We start from the raw sequence: 17,546 nt of genomic DNA, 5'->3' as shown, positions 1-17,546 counted from the left end.
GTGTATTTATTTTAATGTAGACTATTAAGTCCTATAGCTGTATAAAAAATTGCAATGGGTATATTGATCAAAAGGATACCAATGGCTATCATACATTCTTTGAATTTTGATGTATTTATAACACCATATGTCAAAAACCCCAGTATGCATAATAAGTTGACCGGAACTCCAAAAATGATTAACAAGTAGCCTGCCCCAGCAAACCAATCATCCTTTGTAACGAGTGCTCCTAAAAGACAAAGAGTTCCCACTGAAAAAAACACTCCGAATATAGCCTTGCCTAGATCTATTATTTCTGAATCTTTCATCATTATTTAAAATTAGTAATCAAACAAGTTAACTTCCGGCAAATGGGCTTCCGAAAACCCCTACCGCCAATTCGATCCAGATCAGTGCAAGAGCCAGCAAAATGAAAATGCAGATCAAAACTTTCTGACTTTGTTTTTTAATTTTATTTCTGACCATGTTGATCAAAAAAGCTGTTGTAAAGAGTAATGCTCCTGCTATGAGAAAATCTGAAGCTGACCAGTTTACTTCTTTAGAAAGTAAATTTCCCAACAATGGAATACACAGTAAAACCAATGGAAGGGCATAAATTGTGACTGTTTTTTGTTTTTGTGTTATCATTTTATTAAAATTTAAATTATAAAGTACTTTGCAATTCAAAGTTAATTTTCAAAAAAATATAGGACTATCGTCCCAATAATTTTTCAAGAGCATCCAAATGTTCGGTAAATGCTTGTCTTCCACTCTGTGTAACACGATAAGAGGTTTTGGGCTTCTTCCCGACAAATTCTTTTTTTACTTCAATATATCCTGCTTTCTCCAACGCATTGCTGTGACTGGCAAGATTTCCATCAGTAATTTCCAATAAAGCCTTCATTTCTGAAAAATCAACCCAGTCGTTGACCATAAGAACGGACATGATGCCCAGTCTTACACGGCTTTCGAATTCTTTATTGAGTTGATTTATTTTGATCATAATTTTTAATTTTTATCCGGAAAACATTGACCTCCAACCGCTCCTCCTCCATATTGAAAAGCTATATCTCTGTTTACCAATATATATTCACAACCGTCATTATATTTACTTCGGTCCGTATTTATTTCTTGAAAAACATTAAAAGAAAACATTCCCAAGCCACTCCTTTTAAAACCTATTTTTAAAGGTTCTCCATCTTCTACAGAAATACAGTTTGCTTTATCTAATTTATTTTTTAAAACTGCAACCTGGCTTTTATTCCACCCTGTTAAATCTTTAAGCTTTTCTGTAAATAAAACATTAGAATTTACATTCCAGTCTTGATAAATCACATTGGATGAATCTTTAGATGTTATCCTTAATCTTTCAAGTATTTTATCATTTTTAAATTCTATATCTACAGAATAATTTTTAGGTTTGATTTTGTTATAATAATTTATTAAATCTTTAATTTCAGTTTCTTTTGAATAATATTCGTCCTTTAATTCAGACACCGAATAACTTTTATCAAAACTTCCAAAGGCACAACCAATCATTAAAACCGTTACAATAGAACCAATCAAAAATACTCCTCCAATTACAGAAAAGATTATCAGAAGATATTTGAAAAATCTATTCACTTTATTATTTATACTTCTTATGCATAATCAATCCATACACAATATGCAAAACTCCAAAACCAATTGCCCAGAATACTAATCCCCAGCCTAAAATAAATAAAGAAATAAGTCCTAAGACAATCTCAAAATATCCCAGATATTTCACATCCGTTAAGGTATATCTTTCTGCAGCCACCAGAGCCAATCCATAAAAGATCAGAGTAGCCGGAGCTATGAAAACAAAAAGGTGATGATAAAGAAGAGCCAGACAAAAAATCCCTCCTGCCACTAAGGGAACTGCAAAGGTAATCAAAAGTCGTTTTGTAGTAGCATCCCAGATCTTCAAGCCTTTCTTTTTGCTTTTATTGGCGGTAAAAATATAACCACTGAGGATGGCAACAATCAGAATTATGATGCCAATCAGCACAAGCTCTTTCACCAAAGCCGGACCGAGAATATTTGTGTCTCCATCAAAATAACTGATTCCTTCCCTCTGAAAAACAAAATACACATATATAGCCCCAATAATTGCCGTTAATCCGGCAACAACTCCGGATAACCCACTTAAAGAAATGAATCTGGAAGACCGCTCCATCATGGAACGGATATGAGATAAATCTTCGTGATAGTTTTTTGCCTCCATAAAAAGAACTTTGAATTACAAAGTTATAATTTATTTTGAATCTGCCAATTATTTATTTTAAATTTTATTAATCTTTTTTTCATATCCCATTTCGGCAATTCTTAACTTTAAGAAAATATAATTTAATTGACTTAATATGTCAGAAATTCCGATAGACTCTCTACAGGTACAATTGGAGGAACACATTCCTCTGACTGATGAGGAAGTAAAAAAAATTGAGGAAGAGCAAAGAAAACTCACCCGAGTAATGCCTGTCATCCTGGGCGGCTGTTCACTTTTTGTGATGGCCTTCATTGCTTTTTGCATTAATGATACATTCAGTGAATTCAAATATTATGATTATATCCTGTTTGCAGGAGCGGGATTTGCCCTGTTTGGTTTTGCATATTTAATATCTCTTCTTGTAACCGGATATGACCGCCGTAACTGGAAAAAAGATAAAACCAATGGCAAAAGCAAATTATCAAGCATTGTTATTGGCTCAGACACAACAGAATATGGTGAGTACCTTACCTTTGCCGGCCCGGCAAAAAATGAGAAGATAAGAATCCTGGTGAATCCTGAAGATTATTCTCAATATAAGACCGGAACAAAAGTCGTTGTCATTTATTTGAAGTACAGCAAAACAGCACTTTCTATCAGGAAATCATGATGCACTGCAGCGACTGATTTTCGTTTTATTAAAAAGAAAACCCCGCCCAAAAGCGAGGTTCTCAGAATATATTAAAATTTGTTGTTTTTATAGTGGGTTTTGAACAATCAATGGATTGGCATTGATCTCAGTTCTTGGAATCAGGAATTCCCAACGTAAATCTGTATTGGCAACTGTCATAACGTTATTAGTAACCACAGAAGAATGATTTGCTCCTGTTCTGTCTAAACCAAGATTCAATCTCTTAAGATCTAAGAACCTAAAACCTTCACCCCAGAATTCCAGCCTTCTGCTGTCAAGAATTTCTGTGATATAAGCAGCCCCTGTTGTAGTGGCTCCCGTATAAGAAGTGTTTCTGTTTTTCGCAAATACATTGAAAACTGCTTTAGAACCAGCTTCGTCTCCAGATCTGGCCAAAGCTTCCGCTTCAATAAGATACATTTCTGCAGCTCTCATATAAGGCACATCTACTCTGCTGTCTGCCTGACTTGCCGCAAGAAACTTCTGTCCTGTGTATGGGAATTTAGAATATGTTGAAGGCAATCCCAGTCCAGTATGCGCTCCTGTCGGATCAAAATTCTTAGTTCTAATATCTGTAGAAGGGAATGACAAGAATAATTTACTATTAATTGCTTTAGGAGCCTGACGAATATTGGTTGAGTTAAAGTTTCTTGACATATAAGCTCCAAAATTCGAAAATGTATCTCCCTGATCTGCTATGATTGTAGCTCCCCACATCCACTCACCAACACCTGCCAAATTATTAAAGCCGGCAGTATAAGTAGCATTATCCATCAATGGAAACCCTGCACGGGCAGACTGAGCAGCCGTTACAGCAGCAGCATAATTTCCTTGCGTCAATGCAATTCTGGCTCTTAATCCTAAAACCACTTTGTCATTGAAATGTGATTTTGTAGCTCTGGTAACTCCTGCAAGTCTCGTCGCTGCTTCATTAAGATCTTTGTTGATCTGGGTATACACCTCTTCAACTGTGTTTCTTGCTAAAGGTATTTCATTCGCCACTAGCCTGATAGGAACCCCAAGTTGAGTATTGTTAGCACCCGGCACATATCTTTTACCATAAATCTGAACCAGCATATAATAACAGAAAGCTCTGAAAGCATATGCTTCACCAATTGCTGTTTTAATAGTAGCAGCATCAGCAGCAGTTGGTGCAGGAACTGAAGGACCATTAGCAATAACTAAATTTGCATTTCTGATCAACGCATAGTAAAACTGGTAAGGGTAAAAATCATTGGACCCACTTTCATTCACCTGATCCTGCCATCTTACTGTTGATACATACCAGCCGTTTCCTGTAGATGGAAATACAAGATCATCAGCCAAGGCATCCATCATAATCATGATACCTCCCTGACCATTCTGGCCCTGACTATCATTTTGTCTTGAGTACATATCTCTATGCATTCCGTTTACAATCGCCATAAGGTTCGCTGCACTTGAGTAAGCCGCTTCTTCAGAGGCTGCAGTCGTAGGATCTGTTTCAAGATAATCACTTTCACATGAAACCATTCCTGTAAAGACTGAAAGAACAACAGCCCATTTTATATATTGTTTTTTGATATTTTTCATTACTTAATTATTTAAAATGACACATTAAATCCTATCGTTACCACTCTCGCCGGAGTATATCTGTTTGATGCAGTACCGTTGGCTGCCTGAGCTGGCTCCAATCCTTTTCTGGCTGTTTTACTCCATAAATTTTCACCAGAAACAAGAATTCTTAATCCTGATACTCCAAGTTGAGATAAAGTTTCAGGGGTGAAGTTATAGCTTAAGGTAGCCTGTCTGAATGTTATAAAATCTGAGCTCACCAGCCATCTTGAAGAATTACCGGCATTTGAACTTGTATATGTTGACGAGTTCAATGCAGGCACATCTGTGATCTGCCCCGGAGTAGTCCATCTATCCAGAATATCTGTACTTAAAGCTCCTCCTTGTGAGTAAGCAGACATTAATGCCGCATAATTAGAGTCATAGGTTTTTCCGCCTAACTGATAAGTAAACATTGCCGACAATGACCATTGCTTATAAGTAATCGCTGTTCCAAAACTTCCAAACAAATCAGGAATTGCAGTCCCGGAATAATCATACTTTGCTTTATTAAAATTGGTGGTAACTTTTTGGCCATTCACCGTTCTGATATCAGCCGCTGTTGTATTAGCAAATGCATCAGCAACCAGGAATAAAGGTGAACCATCCGCCGGATCTACTCCATACCACTGTCTTAACCAATAATCATATATTGAATGTCCTACAGAAACTTTCTTTGTTCCATTGATAATTTCCGTGATCCCATCAGTAAGTTCTGTAACCTGATTTTTAAGTGTTGATGCATTCGCATTGATATTCCATGTGAAATTCTGGGTTTTAATAACGTCCGCATTAATACTGAATTCAAATCCACGGTTATACATTGTTCCCACATTTCTGCTGATCGTATTATCCGGAACACCTGCAGAAACCGGAAGAGGAACCGGGAAGATCAGATCTCCAGTAACTCTGTTATAGTATTCTACAGATCCTGTAATTCTGTTATTTAAAAAGCCAAAATCAATCCCTACATCAGTTTGCTTGTTAGCCTCCCAGGTTATGCTAGGATCTGCTAGAAAGCCAAATAAAATTCCAGGTTCCTGAGCATTATTATATCCTAAGGTATAAGTACTTTTGTACATATAATAACTGTCTGTTCTGTCATTTCCAACTTCACCATATGAGCCTCTCAATTTCAGTTCACTGATAAGATTAGAATTACTTAAAAACTCTTCTCCTTTTAATCTCCATCCTGCACCAACAGACCAGAATGAATCCCATCTTACATCTTTGGCAAATCTGGATGAACCATCCCAACGGATAGATCCTGAAAGTAAATATTTTGATTTGTAATCATAATTTAATCTTGAAAATACCCCTTCTTTTCTATAATTGTCTGTACGGGAAGTAAGTGTTGCAGGTGTTACAAAATTGATTAACTCATCATTATCGTCAACAATCTGGCCTTTTTTATATCCGTACAGATATTCATACATGAATTTATAGTTTTCATGTCCTAAAAGGAATTCAAAATTATGATCTCCGAATTTTCTTTTATAGTTTAAGAGCTGATTCCAGGTAAAAGTCTGCTCTGTAAAGCTATACTTCTCTGCAGAACCTCCCGGAGCTGCATCTCCGATAATTTTATTTCCATAGGTACTTCTTCTGTTATTTCTGATGTCATATCCTGCATTGGTAGACAAAGTAAGGTAAGGATCTACTTTAATTTCAGCATAAGCCCTGGAAATGATGTAGTAATTTTTAGAAAGATCTTTATTTAAAAGCGTTTCCTGAATTACGTTTCTTCCCGCCGCTGCATCAGCACCTCTGGCACTTCCCGGATCATATACGATGTTCCCTGCACTGTCATAAAGGGTTGCAAATGTATTAGGATCATGAGCATAAGGACTGTAAATAGGCCCCATCGTTCTTGTCCATCTGTATGGGTTGATATAAGCGGAATTATTATCCACACCTTCCACGGAATTGTTTCCATTAGAAGACACTCCACTGATGCTTGTTCCTAATTTCAACCAGCTTTTAACCTGTGAATCTACTTTCAATCTTGCTGTAAATCTTTCAAAATCTGATTTGATAAGATATCCTGTTTCATTGGTATATCCTACTGAAGAAAAGTATGTCGTTGTATTACTTCCTCCGCTGTAATTCAATTCATAATTCTGTCTGAATCCTGTATTCATCAAAGGCTTTTGCCAGTCTAAATCTGTATATTTAAGTTTAGCATCAGGATTTAAAACACCATTGACCACCAACTGATTATCAGGAACATTAAAAACATTGGTCTTCAAAACTCCGGAAATCAACTGTGCTGTAGCATAAGCATTCGCATCAGCTATAGTTGTACCAGGTATTGAAGTCATTCTGCCATTCCTTATTGACTCCCAGATAAGCGGATAATATTGGTAAACATTTACTCTGTCATATTCCGGGATTGATCTTCCTACCGCTCCGGTACTCATACTGAAGTTGAAAGCATCTTTTCCTTTTCTACCTGATTTTGTAGTAATCAAAACAACTCCATTGGCGGCTGCAGAACCATACAACGAGGTAGAGGCAGCATCTTTCAGGATATTGAATGAAGCAATATCATTGGGATTGATAGCAGCAAGAGAACCGGTATATATGGTCCCATCCACTACGTATAAAGGATTTGTTGTAATACCATAAGAACCTATTCCACGGATTTGAATACTTGGCGAACTTCCTGGCTGTCCTGTACCGGTACTTACTTTAACCCCGGCGCTGGCCCCGTCTAAAGCCTGTCCGATGCTGGTTATAGGCCGGTCTGCAAATTGTTTGGCCTTTACTTCGGTATTGGAACCTACCATAGTCTCCCTTTTCTGGCTTCCATAAGCCACCACAACGATTTCATCAATCTTGGTATCCTGGGGTATTGTGTCACGTTTTGTTTTCTGAGCTTCCACCAGATGTCCTCCTACAAAGAACAGCACAGCAGTGCTCAATATTAATTTCATTTTCATATTTAACATATTTTAACAGTATGAAAGCAAATATATATAATAAAAACTATTAAAAACTCAAAGAAATTAACATTTTAATTAACAAAATTTAATTAATTGAAAATTTTAATTAAATTTTGACTATTTATTAAAAATATATGTTAAAATTTGGTTAAATAAGATTTTTAAAAAGAACCAAAACACCCAAAAATAGTTAAATCAATACCAATTAATAACTAAAAACACTTTTTAATTACAAAATAAATACAACTAAAAGCAAAAACATGAAGATAAATCAATTAATCAGTAATAAAAAATTGCTTTCAATATGATTATCTTCAAATAATAAAAAATCCGGAAAAACAAATGTTTCTCCGGATTGTGTATGGATTAAAAATCCAACTATTTCTTAACAATTAAGAGTGAAAATTACTTTACTCTCAGCCTTTCTTTAATAGACTCAATATTTTTCTTAGCAGAATCTTCCAGAATTAGACTTGCACTCATGTGAATTCTCGCAGGCATTAATTCATTGAAATGATCTGTTCCTTCCCAAGAAACTTTTTTAATTAATGCTAAAGCATCACTGCTTCTTGACGATAAAGTCTGTAAAAATTTCTCAAGTTTCTCATCCATCTCCTGAATAGAATCTGATACTGAATGGTAGACATTATGCTGCTCAGCCCACTCCGCAGATCTGAAATCGGCATCAATAGCCATAGCAGAGAATTGTGACTTCCCGATTTTCCTTTCTACATAAGGTCCGATAACAAAAGGTCCGATTCCAAGATTGATCTCAGTAAGTGCTAAAGCTGAGTCTTTTGTTGCAAAACAATAATCTGCCCCACAAGCAATTCCAACTCCTCCACCGGTTGTTTTTCCCTGAACTCTTACCACTACGATCTTTCCACAGTTTCTCATAGCATTCAATACTTTTGCAAAACCACCAAAAAATTGTGTGGAAGCTTCCAGTTCTTCAATGGCTAAAAGCTCATCAAAACTTGCTCCTGCGCAGAAAGCTTTTTCACCTGCACTTTTTACTAAGATAGCTTTCACCTCATCTTTCGCGCCTTCTTCAAGAATGGTTTCTGCCAGTTTTTCTAAAATTGCTCCCGGAAGAGAGTTACTTTTGGGTGTCCCGAAACTAATCTCGGCAATATTATTTTTAATTTCTGATGCTACAAATTCGCTCATTTTTATTTTTATTGGATTCTTACAAAAATACAAAATACAGCTCTTTCAGAGAAACTTAAAGATAATAATTTCCATTACAGATATATCTTTTATAAGATTCCCTTTACGTAGAAATACGGAATCTATAATTTGGTATTTTCTACTCTAGTACTCCCCTCTTATTAATCGTTCCTTTGGCTTGGAATAATAACCAAAGGCGGAATCTGAAAAGCCCATAACAGAGTAAGAAATTTAAAAACTAAATATCATTATCATGGAAGAGTACATAGGAATTGTAAAATTATTTGCAGGAAATTTCGCACCTAGAGGCTGGATGTTTTGCGACGGAAGTTTAATAGCTATTTCAAGAAATTCAGCCTTATTCTCTATTTTAGGAACAACTTACGGGGGAGATGGCATTACTACTTTTGCATTACCTAACTTAAAAGGGCGTATGGCTTTAGGAGCAGGAAATGTAAATGCCAACCAGTTTTATCCTTTGGGAGTGGTATCCGGTACTACACAGAATACGCTCTTAGCCTCAAATCTTCCAAGCATCGGAGGTGGATTCCAGTTGAAAGTAGCGAATAAGAACGCCAACTCATCAACACCTACTGCAACATCATCTATTGCGATCTCAGGAACACAGGTAGGAAGAGATTTCAACGTGGTACCCAGCTATGTAAATGATTCTAATCCCGACACCGTGATTAACGGACAAAGCATTGCCTTTATAGGACAAAATTTACCAGTGAATAATATGCCTCCCTATCTGGGTTTAAATTATATCATCTGCGTTGAAGGTATTTACCCTCCAAGAGATTAATATCCACAATAACCTAATATTTAAAATAAAAAATCATGAAAAGCACTACTTTTTTAACAATTTGTAGTCTGCTCATTTCAATTATCTCATTCGGGCAGACCAGTACAGAACAATTTGAAACGGAATCGCACGGAAGTACAAGCTTCACCGACAATGGAGTCATTTTCAATATCATTTCACATGTAAGTGTTTTTGACGTTCAGGGAAATTACCCGGGAACAGGATGGAGTGGAACAGCTAATGACAATAGATACATTGATAATTCCAATGACACCCAGTCTCCTCCCTCTTTCAGTATTAAAACGACTTCTAATCTGTTTAAAGTAAACCGGTTCTGGATGTATCTTTCTGCATTAAATCTGGACCTCAATGTATCAGGAAATCTGACTATAACCGGAAAATTAAGCGGAGTAACAAAATTTACCCAAACAAAGACTACCGGATTTGCTACAAGCTTAGGGACAACAAACGGATATACCCTGATTGATCTTACGAACTTAAACGGTCAGAATTACTCAAACATTGTGATTGACGAACTGCAGATCACTGCGAACGGAGCCTTCAGATATGTAGGTTTGGATGCTTTCACCTGGGTAAAAGACAGCAATCTGGTATTGGGTACTTCAGAAGCTAAAAGCATTAAAAAAGACTTGACTGTTTATCCTAACCCAACCAACGGACCTCTTTCTATCACAACAGAAAAAGCCAGTGAAGCTAAAATCTACAGTCTGGATGGTAAAACGCTGAAAACAGTACAAACTCAGAAGGGAAATAATGAAATCAATATTTCAGAGCTTCCAAAAGGAGTTTATATCATCAAAACAGCAACAGAATCAACCAAAGTTATTAAAAACTAAATAGTAAGAAAGTTCACAAGTTCTATATCCCACAAAGATTCTAATTCATGAATGACAAAACCCTTATGTTTTTATTAAGGGTTTTGTTTTTTCAATGCCAGAATATACTTGTCTATATACAGCTGTTTTTCTTTTAATTTGTACTGCTGGATATATCTGGGATGTTCCAGAACAGTCATAGTATCAAACAGTTTAGCTTCTTTGTTTAGCTTTGAAATAAAGTCAGCATTTTTTTTACCCAGAACAAATACCTCCGATGTATCAAGATTAAGACTGATATGTTTCTTCAAAGATTCAATCATAAAGTCTTTTACAGCTTCAAACAATTTTTTATCATCATAGTAATTGGCATTAAGCCATCCGCTTTTTGTTTTTCTTACAATAGCCAGCGGAAATGGAGAATTAATATACATTTCTTCGTAAAAAACATTTGCTCCGCCATAGTCTTCAATCATATCATACATGAAAACAGAAGAAACTTCATGCGTATGGGCAGATTCCATTTTTATTCCACAAATGCTTTCAAGCCTTTTGGTATCGGTAAACGGAACTCCCGTTACTCCAGCACCGTGACGGCTGGGATTGATTCCAATGATGAATTTTCTCCGGGCGTAATCATTATAATATTTGTGATAAAACTTTTGCATCACCGTTAATGTTTCAGGATTATCCAGATAGGGATTCAAGATTTCAAAACCTTCAGGAAGGCTTCCTTTATAACTAAGGTTTTTATTGAATTCAATGACGTGGTCTGCAAAAGTTTTGTGCATATTTAGTTTTTAAGAAAAATAAAATTGTCAGGTTCATCCTCATCCTCATCCTCATCCTCATCCTCATCCTCATCACTTAAAGCCAATTCAATATCAATAAACTGAATGTATAAACCACATATTTCTTCATTGTCGTCATAAGCAAAGTAAACAGGATAGCTACCGTCGCCAAAACCACTTGCAAACATCGGAATCTGATAACTGGTACCCGGAACCGTCCAATTGATCCAGTCACCTGCTTCCCTCTGATTATTGGGATGATCTTTATAGCTTTGTGAGAAAAGCTCAGCGAAATAATCATCATAAACATTGTCGGCAGCTATTCCATCCACAAATTTATCTACAAAAGGAAGTACTTCCTTATCAGTAATACACCCTAAACCAGCATCCACCTCGAAACCAAAAAAATCATCTTCGGTTACCCCTTCCAATTCTTCGATCCCTACTAATGCTTCTCTGTAAACAACAGGCTTTTTTTTGGTAAATTCAACTTTTACAACAGCATACCTGTCACCCCAATCTTCAGATTTTACCACAGCAATAGTCACAGGGAAATTCCCCTTGGGAGTCTGAATAAAATAAGGTGACTGATTTGCATTTAAAGAAACCAATGGATCTCTTACCACCACTTTTCCGGAAGGAAGAGAAACATTTCCGATTTCCATCGTCTCTAATTTCTTTCCCAGAATTTCATCAGAAGTAAAATACGCTTCCAGATCTGTAGGACAAACCAGCATATTTTTCACTTCTTCCCATTTTTGCATCCAGTTTTCATTCATTGCTCTTGATTTTATGATTGAATTTTAAAATTAGTACTTTTTATAAGAGAAAGAAGAAGTTAACACTATGAATCTATTAAAAATTAATCATTCACTTCGATAAATTATTGATCAAAAAGAAATTGAATCATCCTAATTTATAATCCCATTCTTAAGTTTTAATTCATATTTATTTTTTTATTATATTCGTTTTCAATGAAATAACAATTTCATCCAACTAAAACTTTTAACCCATGATTGGAATTATCATTGAGCTTATCATTTCCTGGCTTTTTCTGAAGTTTATAGCAAAAAAGGATCTTTCTGTTTTAGGAGTTAAGCCTAATCCAACTAGATTGATTCATTGGAGTATTGGTTTTCTTTTTGCTGCGGCTATTTGCAGTCTTTACCACATTATGACAACAGCATTTATCAATAATGTCTGGATTCTGAATAAGCACTTCACATTTTCTGCAGCGTTAATGAGCTTATGGTGGGTTGTAAAATCTGTATTGTTTGAAGAATTACTTTTCAGAGGTGCATTACTGTATCTTGCTATTGAAAAATGGGGAAACACAAAAGCCTGTATCTTTTCCTCGATCTGTTTTGGCATCTATCACTGGTTTTCTTATAATGCATTCGGAAATCCTTTTCAGATGGGAATTATTTTTGTAATGACCGCCATCTTTGGTTGGATGCTGGCAATATCTTTTGCTAAGACAAAATCTCTGTACCTTCCTATAGGCCTCCATCTTGGCTGGAATTTGTGTAATATTGTTATATTCTCGAACGGGCCACTAGGCAAACAGCTCTTCATGAAAGCTAATGAAAGCCATTTAGAAGGAATTCCCTCACTGCTTGTTTTTTTGTTTCAGATATTTGCTTTGCCTCTTTTAATGTATAGATATTTTAAGCTTAAAAAGACATTATAAAAACAAAGCTACAAATCACAGGGAAATGCAGCTTTATGTATTGTTTTAAGTTTAAAAAAATCTAAGAATCGGCACATATATAACATGCTCTGGCAATATCAGGCCATCTTCCAGGAAGGCAACAGCTTCCGGGAGGACAAGGGTTAAGGACACAAGACCAGTTTGGCCCGGATCCTTTAAGAGATCTCAACTCATGTCTTGAAAGTTTTTTTAAGTTTTTCATAGTGGTCAGTTTTGATGTTATCTCCTACTCTATATGCTTTTCGGATTTCGCCTATTAAAGTTAGGTATTTTTAAGCAAAAAAAATATATAACTAACTGAAATAATGAACATCCTTCTCTATAGAAAATAAGCCTGTCAATATTCTAAAGGCTTGTAGTTTCTAAAAATTTTATAAAAATCATCATCATTTCCTTTGAATAGTTTTTCTTCAATAATTTTAAATTTGCCTGTAGAATCTTTTTCTTCCACCACTATTTTATCAGAAACATCTACTCGTGCAAATTCATCCAGAGAATCTTTTTTAATTTTTAGAAATGCGGTTGTGGTAGAACCTGTTAAAATTACAGAATTGATACAATTTAGTTTTGAATTAAAACTCAGATTCGGATAATTCTCTGAATTTCTGATGTGGATAAAATCTTTATTTTCCGGTTTATATAAAAATAAGGTCATAATAACATTTCCTCCTCTTCCGGCTATTCCACTTTGATAAGTCATATCATTGAAGCCATCATTATTAAAGTCACTTATCTGAACATCTAAACCGGTTATTCCATCTTTGATAAATCTAAAACTATTCTTTAATTCCCAGGTATGAAACATTGAACCTTTAGTTTCCACCCAAATCTCTTTTAGATCGTAAACATTCAAGGTTACAAATACATCACCATTCTTACCATGCCTAAATTTTTCAAACTCAACTTTAGTTTTACCTTTTCTTCCCACATTGAGGCTATCAACAAATTTTTCTTCAGAATAATAGCCATCTTTATCTGGTTTATGATTTCCCGAACAGGAAAAGAGAAATAAAATTGAGAAAGTCCAAAAAGCAATGCTTAAAGAGATTTTTAAAGATTTCATGATTAAAAATATTCCTGATTCTCTTACCATGTTAAGGTTTAAAACCTTGACATGAAGTATTAAAAAGTCCCTTTTAGTTTACACTGGAAGGGACTATAAATTTATATTTTATTTTGAATTAAATCAATCCAAACTGTTGGAAGTGATGAGTAAAATGCTTTTTGTGCATCAGTTCCCACATTTCTTTATTCAGTTTTCCGAATACATAATTCATGTGTTCTGCCTGTGGATTTTCTTTGTAATAGATCACAAATTTCTTCAGATTATCCATGAATGAGAGTTTTGCTGCCTCCATATTTTTGTGTGTTAGTTCCGGAAGTGAGCCATCCTGCGGAAGGAACGGCGCTGTAAATTCTTTTGGCATTGCCCTATGATTGTAAAGGGAATCCTGCCATTTTTCAAGATGTTCTTCAGGAGTAAAACACTTCTCTGCTTCAGGTTCACCAAAACTTACCAGAAGAGCCTGCTCAAGATGTTCTATCATCTGCTGTGGAGACATTTTCCCCCAAAGCGCAGGAGTACTTTCCGTTAATCCATTCAACATTTTCTGAACATTTTTCACATTCAGATCGATGAAAGGAGATTGTTTTGCAACCAATGTTAAGATCGTTGCTACGCAAACTACCTCATCTCTTTGGTTTACCACTTCAACCAGCCATTTTACGACACCGGAAGGGATGTTTCTGCCTTTTACGCCTCTGTTGATTTTCTCTTTTGCTGTTAAATAAACAGTAATGGTATCTCCGGCATATACAGGCTTGAAGAAACTACAGTCTTCCAATCCGTAATTGGCAATAACAGGTCCTTTTTTCCCGGAAACGAATAATCCTGCCGCTGCTGAAAGGATGAAATATCCGTGAGCTACCGTCTTATCGAAGATGGTTCCTGATAAACTTGTTGCATCAGTATGTGCATAGAAATGATCCCATGAAACATTGGAGAAGTTAACGATATCTGCATCGGTAACTGTTCTTCCTGCGGTTTCCAAAGAGTCTCCTACTTCAACTTCCTCAAAATACTTTTGGAAAGGATGTTTGTCTGAGAATTTTTTCTCTGCGCCCTGCTGGTAGATCTTGGTAATTGCTTTCAGTACATCCGGTGATCCCTGAATGGCTGTTTTCTGTAAGAAGAAATGAAGACCGCTTAGTCCACCCATTTCTTCACCACCTCCTGCTCTACCAGGACCTCCGTGCATTAATGTAGGAAGCGGAGAACCGTGGCCTGTACTTTCTTTGGCGTTATCTCTGTTCAGTACAAAGATTCTTCCGTGTTGGGAAGCCATTTTCCATGAAGTTTCTGCGATAAAATTCTCGTCATGAGAAATGATTGAACCTACCAAACTTCCTTTTCCTCTTTTTGCCAGTGCAGCTGCTTCTTCAGCATCTTTATATGGCATCAATGTAGATACCGGCCCGAAAGCTTCTACATCGTGAGAGATATTTTTTTCAAAAGGCTTGTCATTCAGGAATAGTTTCGGGCTCATAAATGCACCATTTTCATAATCGGCATCTACCAGCTCGTGCTTTCCGTCATAGACAAGTTCTGTTTCTGATTTTAAAATATTTACTTTTCTTAAAACTTCTTCGTACTGCTGTCTTCCCACCAAAGATCCCATTTTGGTTTCTCTGCTTAATGGGTTTCCGATTTTAGTTTGATCCAAAGCTTTCGATAAAGCATTCTGAACGTCACCGATTAAATGTTCCGGAACGATAATTCTTCTGATCGCGGTACATTTCTGTCCTGCTTTCGTAGTCATTTCGTTACGAACTTCTTTGATGAATAAATCGAATTCAGGAGTTCCCGGTTTTGCTTCCAGTCCAAGGATAGAACAGTTCAGGGAATCTGCTTCCATGTTGAAACGAACAGCATTACCAGCGATAGAAGGCATTGATTTCAATTTTCTACCCGTGTGGGCTGAACCTGTGAATAATACAGAGTCTCCATCCTGTACATAATCCAGAATATTCCCTGGTTCTCCACAGACTAATTGCACGGCACCTTCAGGCAATACTCCACTTTCAATCATATCCTGAAATACCGCATTGGTGAGATAAGATCCGAAAGGAGATGGTTTCACGATAGAAGGAACACCTGCCAATAAGGAAGTAGATAGTTTTTCCAACATCCCCCACACTGGAAAGTTATAGGCATTGATCTGTACAGAAACACCTTCGCTAGGCGTTAAAATATGAGTTCCCAAGAAAGTTCCGTTAGCTGAAATTTTCTGAGTATCTCCATCTACCCAAAATGAAGTATTGGGTAACATTCTTTTTGCCAATCCGGAGTAGGTAAAGAAAGTTCCGAAACCACCTTCAATATCCACCCATGAATCCACATGTGTAGCTCCTGTTTTATATGATAAGTCGTAATATTTTTTCTTTCTTTCCAGCAGGTAAAGTGCTACTTTTTTCAACATTTCTCCACGGTCGTAGAAGGTCATTGAAGAAAGGTTTTTATATCCTACTGTTCTTCCATAGTCAAGAGCCTGCTCAAAATTAAGCCCTTCTGTATCAGAAACAGCTACCTGCTCTCCTGTAACGGCATTGTACAAAGGAACTCCGTTTCCGGTACCTTCTACCCATTCTCCGTAGATATAGTTTTTTAACTTTTCCATATAGTTTTTTACTTTTTACTTAAATTATTCTTTTTAATAAAATTGCTAATAATCAGATAAGGGATAAAAAGTACCAGCCAGCAGTCTAAAATGATGACAATTTCAACAAAAAACGTATAGAAATTATCTTTCTGTTTTAATTTGGCAATTACCTCATCTGATTCAACATGTTCCAAAGCATCTGAAATACCAATTGACTCTTTTGCAAGATAAAGCCCTAGAGCATTCATAATGATTATAAAAATCAATATTGACCCAATATTTCTTCAGAATGTTTATCAATGAGAACTTATTTATTTCGGTTCCTGATAAGGAAACATTTTCACCAATCCTTCATATAAACTTCTGTGAAGAATGGTTGCATGATTGTCTGTTTCCATCATTTTATATTCTAATGTCCAGTTTTTCTTTCCTGCTTTTTTCAAAACATCGTAGAAAGCTTCAGCATCTTTTATCATCACCGGATGCTCTCCTTTTCCTACAGACACATACACAAACTTTTTAGTATCCGGAGATTTTGAAAGTAATGTTCCCGCCTGCTTCAGAAGACTTTCGTCATCCCACCACAGACTTGGACTGATGATAAAGTAATTATTGAACATTTCCGGTTTTTTCAAAAGGATTTCTGTTGCCAAAAGTCCTCCTAAAGATTGACCAAAAAGATACTTGTCTGTTGTTTTGAACTGACTTTCTACATAAGGTTTTAATTCTTTTTCCAGGAAAGCAATAAACTTATCAGAATGTCCTGTTGTAGGATAGTCTTTCTGCAAGTCTTTTAAATCCGTATGAAAAGTAAAATCCCTTTTTCTGTCTACATTAGCAACTCCTACCACGATGGTTTCCGGCATGGAATACATCTGATTAAAGAATTGTACTAATCCTGTCACGTGAATAAAATCTTCATTTATACTTCCATCCAACAGATAGATCACAGGGTATGATTTTGTTTTATCATAACCTTGTGGAAGATAAATATTCAACGTTCTGTCTTCATTTAACGTTTTGGACTTGATCGTCCTCACTTCTCCAATTGTAAGCGGTTTTGTGGTAACTGTCTGTGCTGATACCACACCATTCATCGCCAACATCATGCTGCATACAAGTGCAATTTTTTTAATCAT

Annotated in this window: 19 protein-coding genes; 4 read left to right on the top strand and 15 right to left on the bottom strand. The window is 36.1% G+C overall.

Going from position 1 to position 17,546, the window contains the following annotated elements; translation table 11 throughout:
- Positions 1 to 11: 11 nt before the first annotated feature.
- The 5 genes from FW781_RS21320 to FW781_RS21300 all read right to left on the bottom strand — a co-directional run bounded on the left by FW781_RS21320 (position 12) and on the right by FW781_RS21300 (position 2,224).
- A complete protein-coding gene (locus FW781_RS21320; RefSeq protein WP_228720252.1) occupies positions 12 to 311 on the bottom strand; it encodes a hypothetical protein in 300 nt (99 codons plus the stop codon).
- A 25-nt stretch (positions 312 to 336) separates the two neighbouring features.
- The gene (locus tag FW781_RS21315; protein WP_149389270.1) at positions 337 to 627 is read right to left on the bottom strand and encodes a DUF3810 domain-containing protein; all 291 of its coding nucleotides are present in this window, start codon (positions 625 to 627) and stop codon (positions 337 to 339) included.
- Between the two features lie 64 nt (positions 628 to 691).
- Complete coding sequence (locus FW781_RS21310) at positions 692 to 982, bottom strand: winged helix-turn-helix domain-containing protein (protein ID WP_077413729.1); 291 nt, start codon at positions 980 to 982, stop codon at positions 692 to 694.
- A 5-nt stretch (positions 983 to 987) separates the two neighbouring features.
- Complete coding sequence (locus tag FW781_RS21305) at positions 988 to 1,602, bottom strand: hypothetical protein (RefSeq protein ID WP_149389269.1); 615 nt, start codon at positions 1,600 to 1,602, stop codon at positions 988 to 990.
- A 4-nt stretch (positions 1,603 to 1,606) separates the two neighbouring features.
- A complete protein-coding gene (locus tag FW781_RS21300; RefSeq protein WP_149389268.1) occupies positions 1,607 to 2,224 on the bottom strand; it encodes a hypothetical protein in 618 nt (205 codons plus the stop codon).
- A gap of 136 nt (positions 2,225 to 2,360) precedes the next feature.
- On the opposite strand from FW781_RS21300, the gene FW781_RS21295 reads away from it, so the two are divergent.
- A complete protein-coding gene (locus FW781_RS21295; RefSeq protein ID WP_149389267.1) occupies positions 2,361 to 2,876 on the top strand; it encodes a hypothetical protein in 516 nt (171 codons plus the stop codon).
- Positions 2,877 to 2,963: 87 nt separating this feature from the next.
- On the opposite strand, the gene FW781_RS21290 is transcribed toward FW781_RS21295, so the two are convergent.
- The 3 genes from FW781_RS21290 to FW781_RS21280 all read right to left on the bottom strand — a co-directional run bounded on the left by FW781_RS21290 (position 2,964) and on the right by FW781_RS21280 (position 8,605).
- On the bottom strand, positions 2,964 to 4,469 hold the full coding sequence (locus FW781_RS21290; RefSeq protein ID WP_149389266.1) for a RagB/SusD family nutrient uptake outer membrane protein: 1,506 nt from the start codon (positions 4,467 to 4,469) through the stop codon (positions 2,964 to 2,966).
- An 11-nt stretch (positions 4,470 to 4,480) separates the two neighbouring features.
- Entirely contained in the window at positions 4,481 to 7,432 is a 2,952-nt protein-coding gene (locus FW781_RS21285) for a SusC/RagA family TonB-linked outer membrane protein (protein ID WP_228720251.1), read from the bottom strand.
- A 408-nt stretch (positions 7,433 to 7,840) separates the two neighbouring features.
- Positions 7,841 to 8,605, bottom strand: coding sequence for an enoyl-CoA hydratase/isomerase family protein (locus tag FW781_RS21280; RefSeq protein ID WP_149389264.1), 765 nt, complete (start codon positions 8,603 to 8,605; stop codon positions 7,841 to 7,843).
- A 253-nt stretch (positions 8,606 to 8,858) separates the two neighbouring features.
- Between FW781_RS21280 and FW781_RS21275 the strand changes: the two genes are divergently transcribed.
- Both FW781_RS21275 and FW781_RS21270 read left to right on the top strand, forming a co-directional pair.
- On the top strand, positions 8,859 to 9,410 hold the full coding sequence (locus FW781_RS21275; protein ID WP_149389263.1) for a phage tail protein: 552 nt from the start codon (positions 8,859 to 8,861) through the stop codon (positions 9,408 to 9,410).
- Positions 9,411 to 9,445: 35 nt separating this feature from the next.
- Positions 9,446 to 10,267 (top strand): T9SS type A sorting domain-containing protein, encoded by an 822-nt coding sequence (locus FW781_RS21270; RefSeq protein WP_149389262.1) that lies wholly within the window; start codon positions 9,446 to 9,448, stop codon positions 10,265 to 10,267.
- Between the two features lie 74 nt (positions 10,268 to 10,341).
- Here FW781_RS21270 and FW781_RS21265 read toward each other — a convergent pair whose 3' ends face one another.
- The gene (locus FW781_RS21265; protein WP_149389261.1) at positions 10,342 to 11,037 is read right to left on the bottom strand and encodes an SMUG2 DNA glycosylase family protein; all 696 of its coding nucleotides are present in this window, start codon (positions 11,035 to 11,037) and stop codon (positions 10,342 to 10,344) included.
- A 2-nt stretch (positions 11,038 to 11,039) separates the two neighbouring features.
- On the bottom strand, positions 11,040 to 11,816 hold the full coding sequence (locus tag FW781_RS21260) for a DUF4241 domain-containing protein (RefSeq protein WP_149389260.1): 777 nt from the start codon (positions 11,814 to 11,816) through the stop codon (positions 11,040 to 11,042).
- A gap of 233 nt (positions 11,817 to 12,049) precedes the next feature.
- On the opposite strand from FW781_RS21260, the gene FW781_RS21255 reads away from it, so the two are divergent.
- The gene (locus FW781_RS21255) at positions 12,050 to 12,727 is read left to right on the top strand and encodes a CPBP family intramembrane glutamic endopeptidase (protein WP_149389259.1); all 678 of its coding nucleotides are present in this window, start codon (positions 12,050 to 12,052) and stop codon (positions 12,725 to 12,727) included.
- A 61-nt stretch (positions 12,728 to 12,788) separates the two neighbouring features.
- Here FW781_RS21255 and FW781_RS22570 read toward each other — a convergent pair whose 3' ends face one another.
- The 5 genes from FW781_RS22570 to FW781_RS21240 all read right to left on the bottom strand — a co-directional run bounded on the left by FW781_RS22570 (position 12,789) and on the right by FW781_RS21240 (position 17,546).
- On the bottom strand, positions 12,789 to 12,950 hold the full coding sequence (locus FW781_RS22570; protein WP_156118866.1) for a bacteriocin-like protein: 162 nt from the start codon (positions 12,948 to 12,950) through the stop codon (positions 12,789 to 12,791).
- Positions 12,951 to 13,085: 135 nt separating this feature from the next.
- Positions 13,086 to 13,811, bottom strand: coding sequence for an XAC2610-related protein (locus FW781_RS21250; protein WP_149389258.1), 726 nt, complete (start codon positions 13,809 to 13,811; stop codon positions 13,086 to 13,088).
- 118 nt (positions 13,812 to 13,929) lie between these two features.
- Positions 13,930 to 16,425, bottom strand: coding sequence for a phenylacetic acid degradation bifunctional protein PaaZ (gene paaZ / locus FW781_RS21245; protein WP_149389257.1), 2,496 nt, complete (start codon positions 16,423 to 16,425; stop codon positions 13,930 to 13,932).
- 8 nt (positions 16,426 to 16,433) lie between these two features.
- On the bottom strand, positions 16,434 to 16,655 hold the full coding sequence (locus FW781_RS22565; RefSeq protein WP_172625779.1) for a hypothetical protein: 222 nt from the start codon (positions 16,653 to 16,655) through the stop codon (positions 16,434 to 16,436).
- 63 nt (positions 16,656 to 16,718) lie between these two features.
- Positions 16,719 to 17,546, bottom strand: a complete 828-nt coding sequence (locus tag FW781_RS21240; protein WP_149389256.1) for an alpha/beta hydrolase — start codon at positions 17,544 to 17,546, stop codon at positions 16,719 to 16,721.

Source organism: Chryseobacterium panacisoli (assembly GCF_008274625.1).
Classification (GTDB): domain Bacteria; phylum Bacteroidota; class Bacteroidia; order Flavobacteriales; family Weeksellaceae; genus Chryseobacterium; species Chryseobacterium panacisoli.
Note: the sequence above shows the minus strand (reverse complement) of the source record. Positions and strands in the feature narration are given on the sequence as shown.

Excerpts from the sequence above, each read along its gene's own strand:
- FW781_RS21320 (WP_228720252.1), bottom strand. The coding sequence starts at position 311 with ATGATGAAAGATTCAGAAATAATAGATCTAGGCAAGGCTATATTCGGA.
- FW781_RS21315 (WP_149389270.1), bottom strand. The coding sequence starts at position 627 with ATGATAACACAAAAACAAAAAACAGTCACAATTTATGCCCTTCCATTG.
- FW781_RS21310 (WP_077413729.1), bottom strand. The coding sequence starts at position 982 with ATGATCAAAATAAATCAACTCAATAAAGAATTCGAAAGCCGTGTAAGA.
- FW781_RS21300 (WP_149389268.1), bottom strand. The coding sequence starts at position 2,224 with ATGGAGGCAAAAAACTATCACGAAGATTTATCTCATATCCGTTCCATG.
- FW781_RS21295 (WP_149389267.1), top strand. The coding sequence starts at position 2,361 with ATGTCAGAAATTCCGATAGACTCTCTACAGGTACAATTGGAGGAACAC.
- FW781_RS21290 (WP_149389266.1), bottom strand. The coding sequence starts at position 4,469 with ATGAAAAATATCAAAAAACAATATATAAAATGGGCTGTTGTTCTTTCA.
- FW781_RS21285 (WP_228720251.1), bottom strand. The coding sequence starts at position 7,432 with ATGAAAATGAAATTAATATTGAGCACTGCTGTGCTGTTCTTTGTAGGA.
- FW781_RS21280 (WP_149389264.1), bottom strand. The coding sequence starts at position 8,605 with ATGAGCGAATTTGTAGCATCAGAAATTAAAAATAATATTGCCGAGATT.
- FW781_RS21275 (WP_149389263.1), top strand. The coding sequence starts at position 8,859 with ATGGAAGAGTACATAGGAATTGTAAAATTATTTGCAGGAAATTTCGCA.
- FW781_RS21270 (WP_149389262.1), top strand. The coding sequence starts at position 9,446 with ATGAAAAGCACTACTTTTTTAACAATTTGTAGTCTGCTCATTTCAATT.
- FW781_RS21265 (WP_149389261.1), bottom strand. The coding sequence starts at position 11,037 with ATGCACAAAACTTTTGCAGACCACGTCATTGAATTCAATAAAAACCTT.
- FW781_RS21260 (WP_149389260.1), bottom strand. The coding sequence starts at position 11,816 with ATGAATGAAAACTGGATGCAAAAATGGGAAGAAGTGAAAAATATGCTG.
- FW781_RS21255 (WP_149389259.1), top strand. The coding sequence starts at position 12,050 with ATGATTGGAATTATCATTGAGCTTATCATTTCCTGGCTTTTTCTGAAG.
- FW781_RS22570 (WP_156118866.1), bottom strand. The coding sequence starts at position 12,950 with ATGAAAAACTTAAAAAAACTTTCAAGACATGAGTTGAGATCTCTTAAA.
- FW781_RS21250 (WP_149389258.1), bottom strand. The coding sequence starts at position 13,811 with ATGAAATCTTTAAAAATCTCTTTAAGCATTGCTTTTTGGACTTTCTCA.
- paaZ (WP_149389257.1), bottom strand. The coding sequence starts at position 16,425 with ATGGAAAAGTTAAAAAACTATATCTACGGAGAATGGGTAGAAGGTACC.
- FW781_RS22565 (WP_172625779.1), bottom strand. The coding sequence starts at position 16,655 with ATGAATGCTCTAGGGCTTTATCTTGCAAAAGAGTCAATTGGTATTTCA.
- FW781_RS21240 (WP_149389256.1), bottom strand. The coding sequence starts at position 17,546 with ATGATTAAAAAAATTGCACTTGTATGCAGCATGATGTTGGCGATGAAT.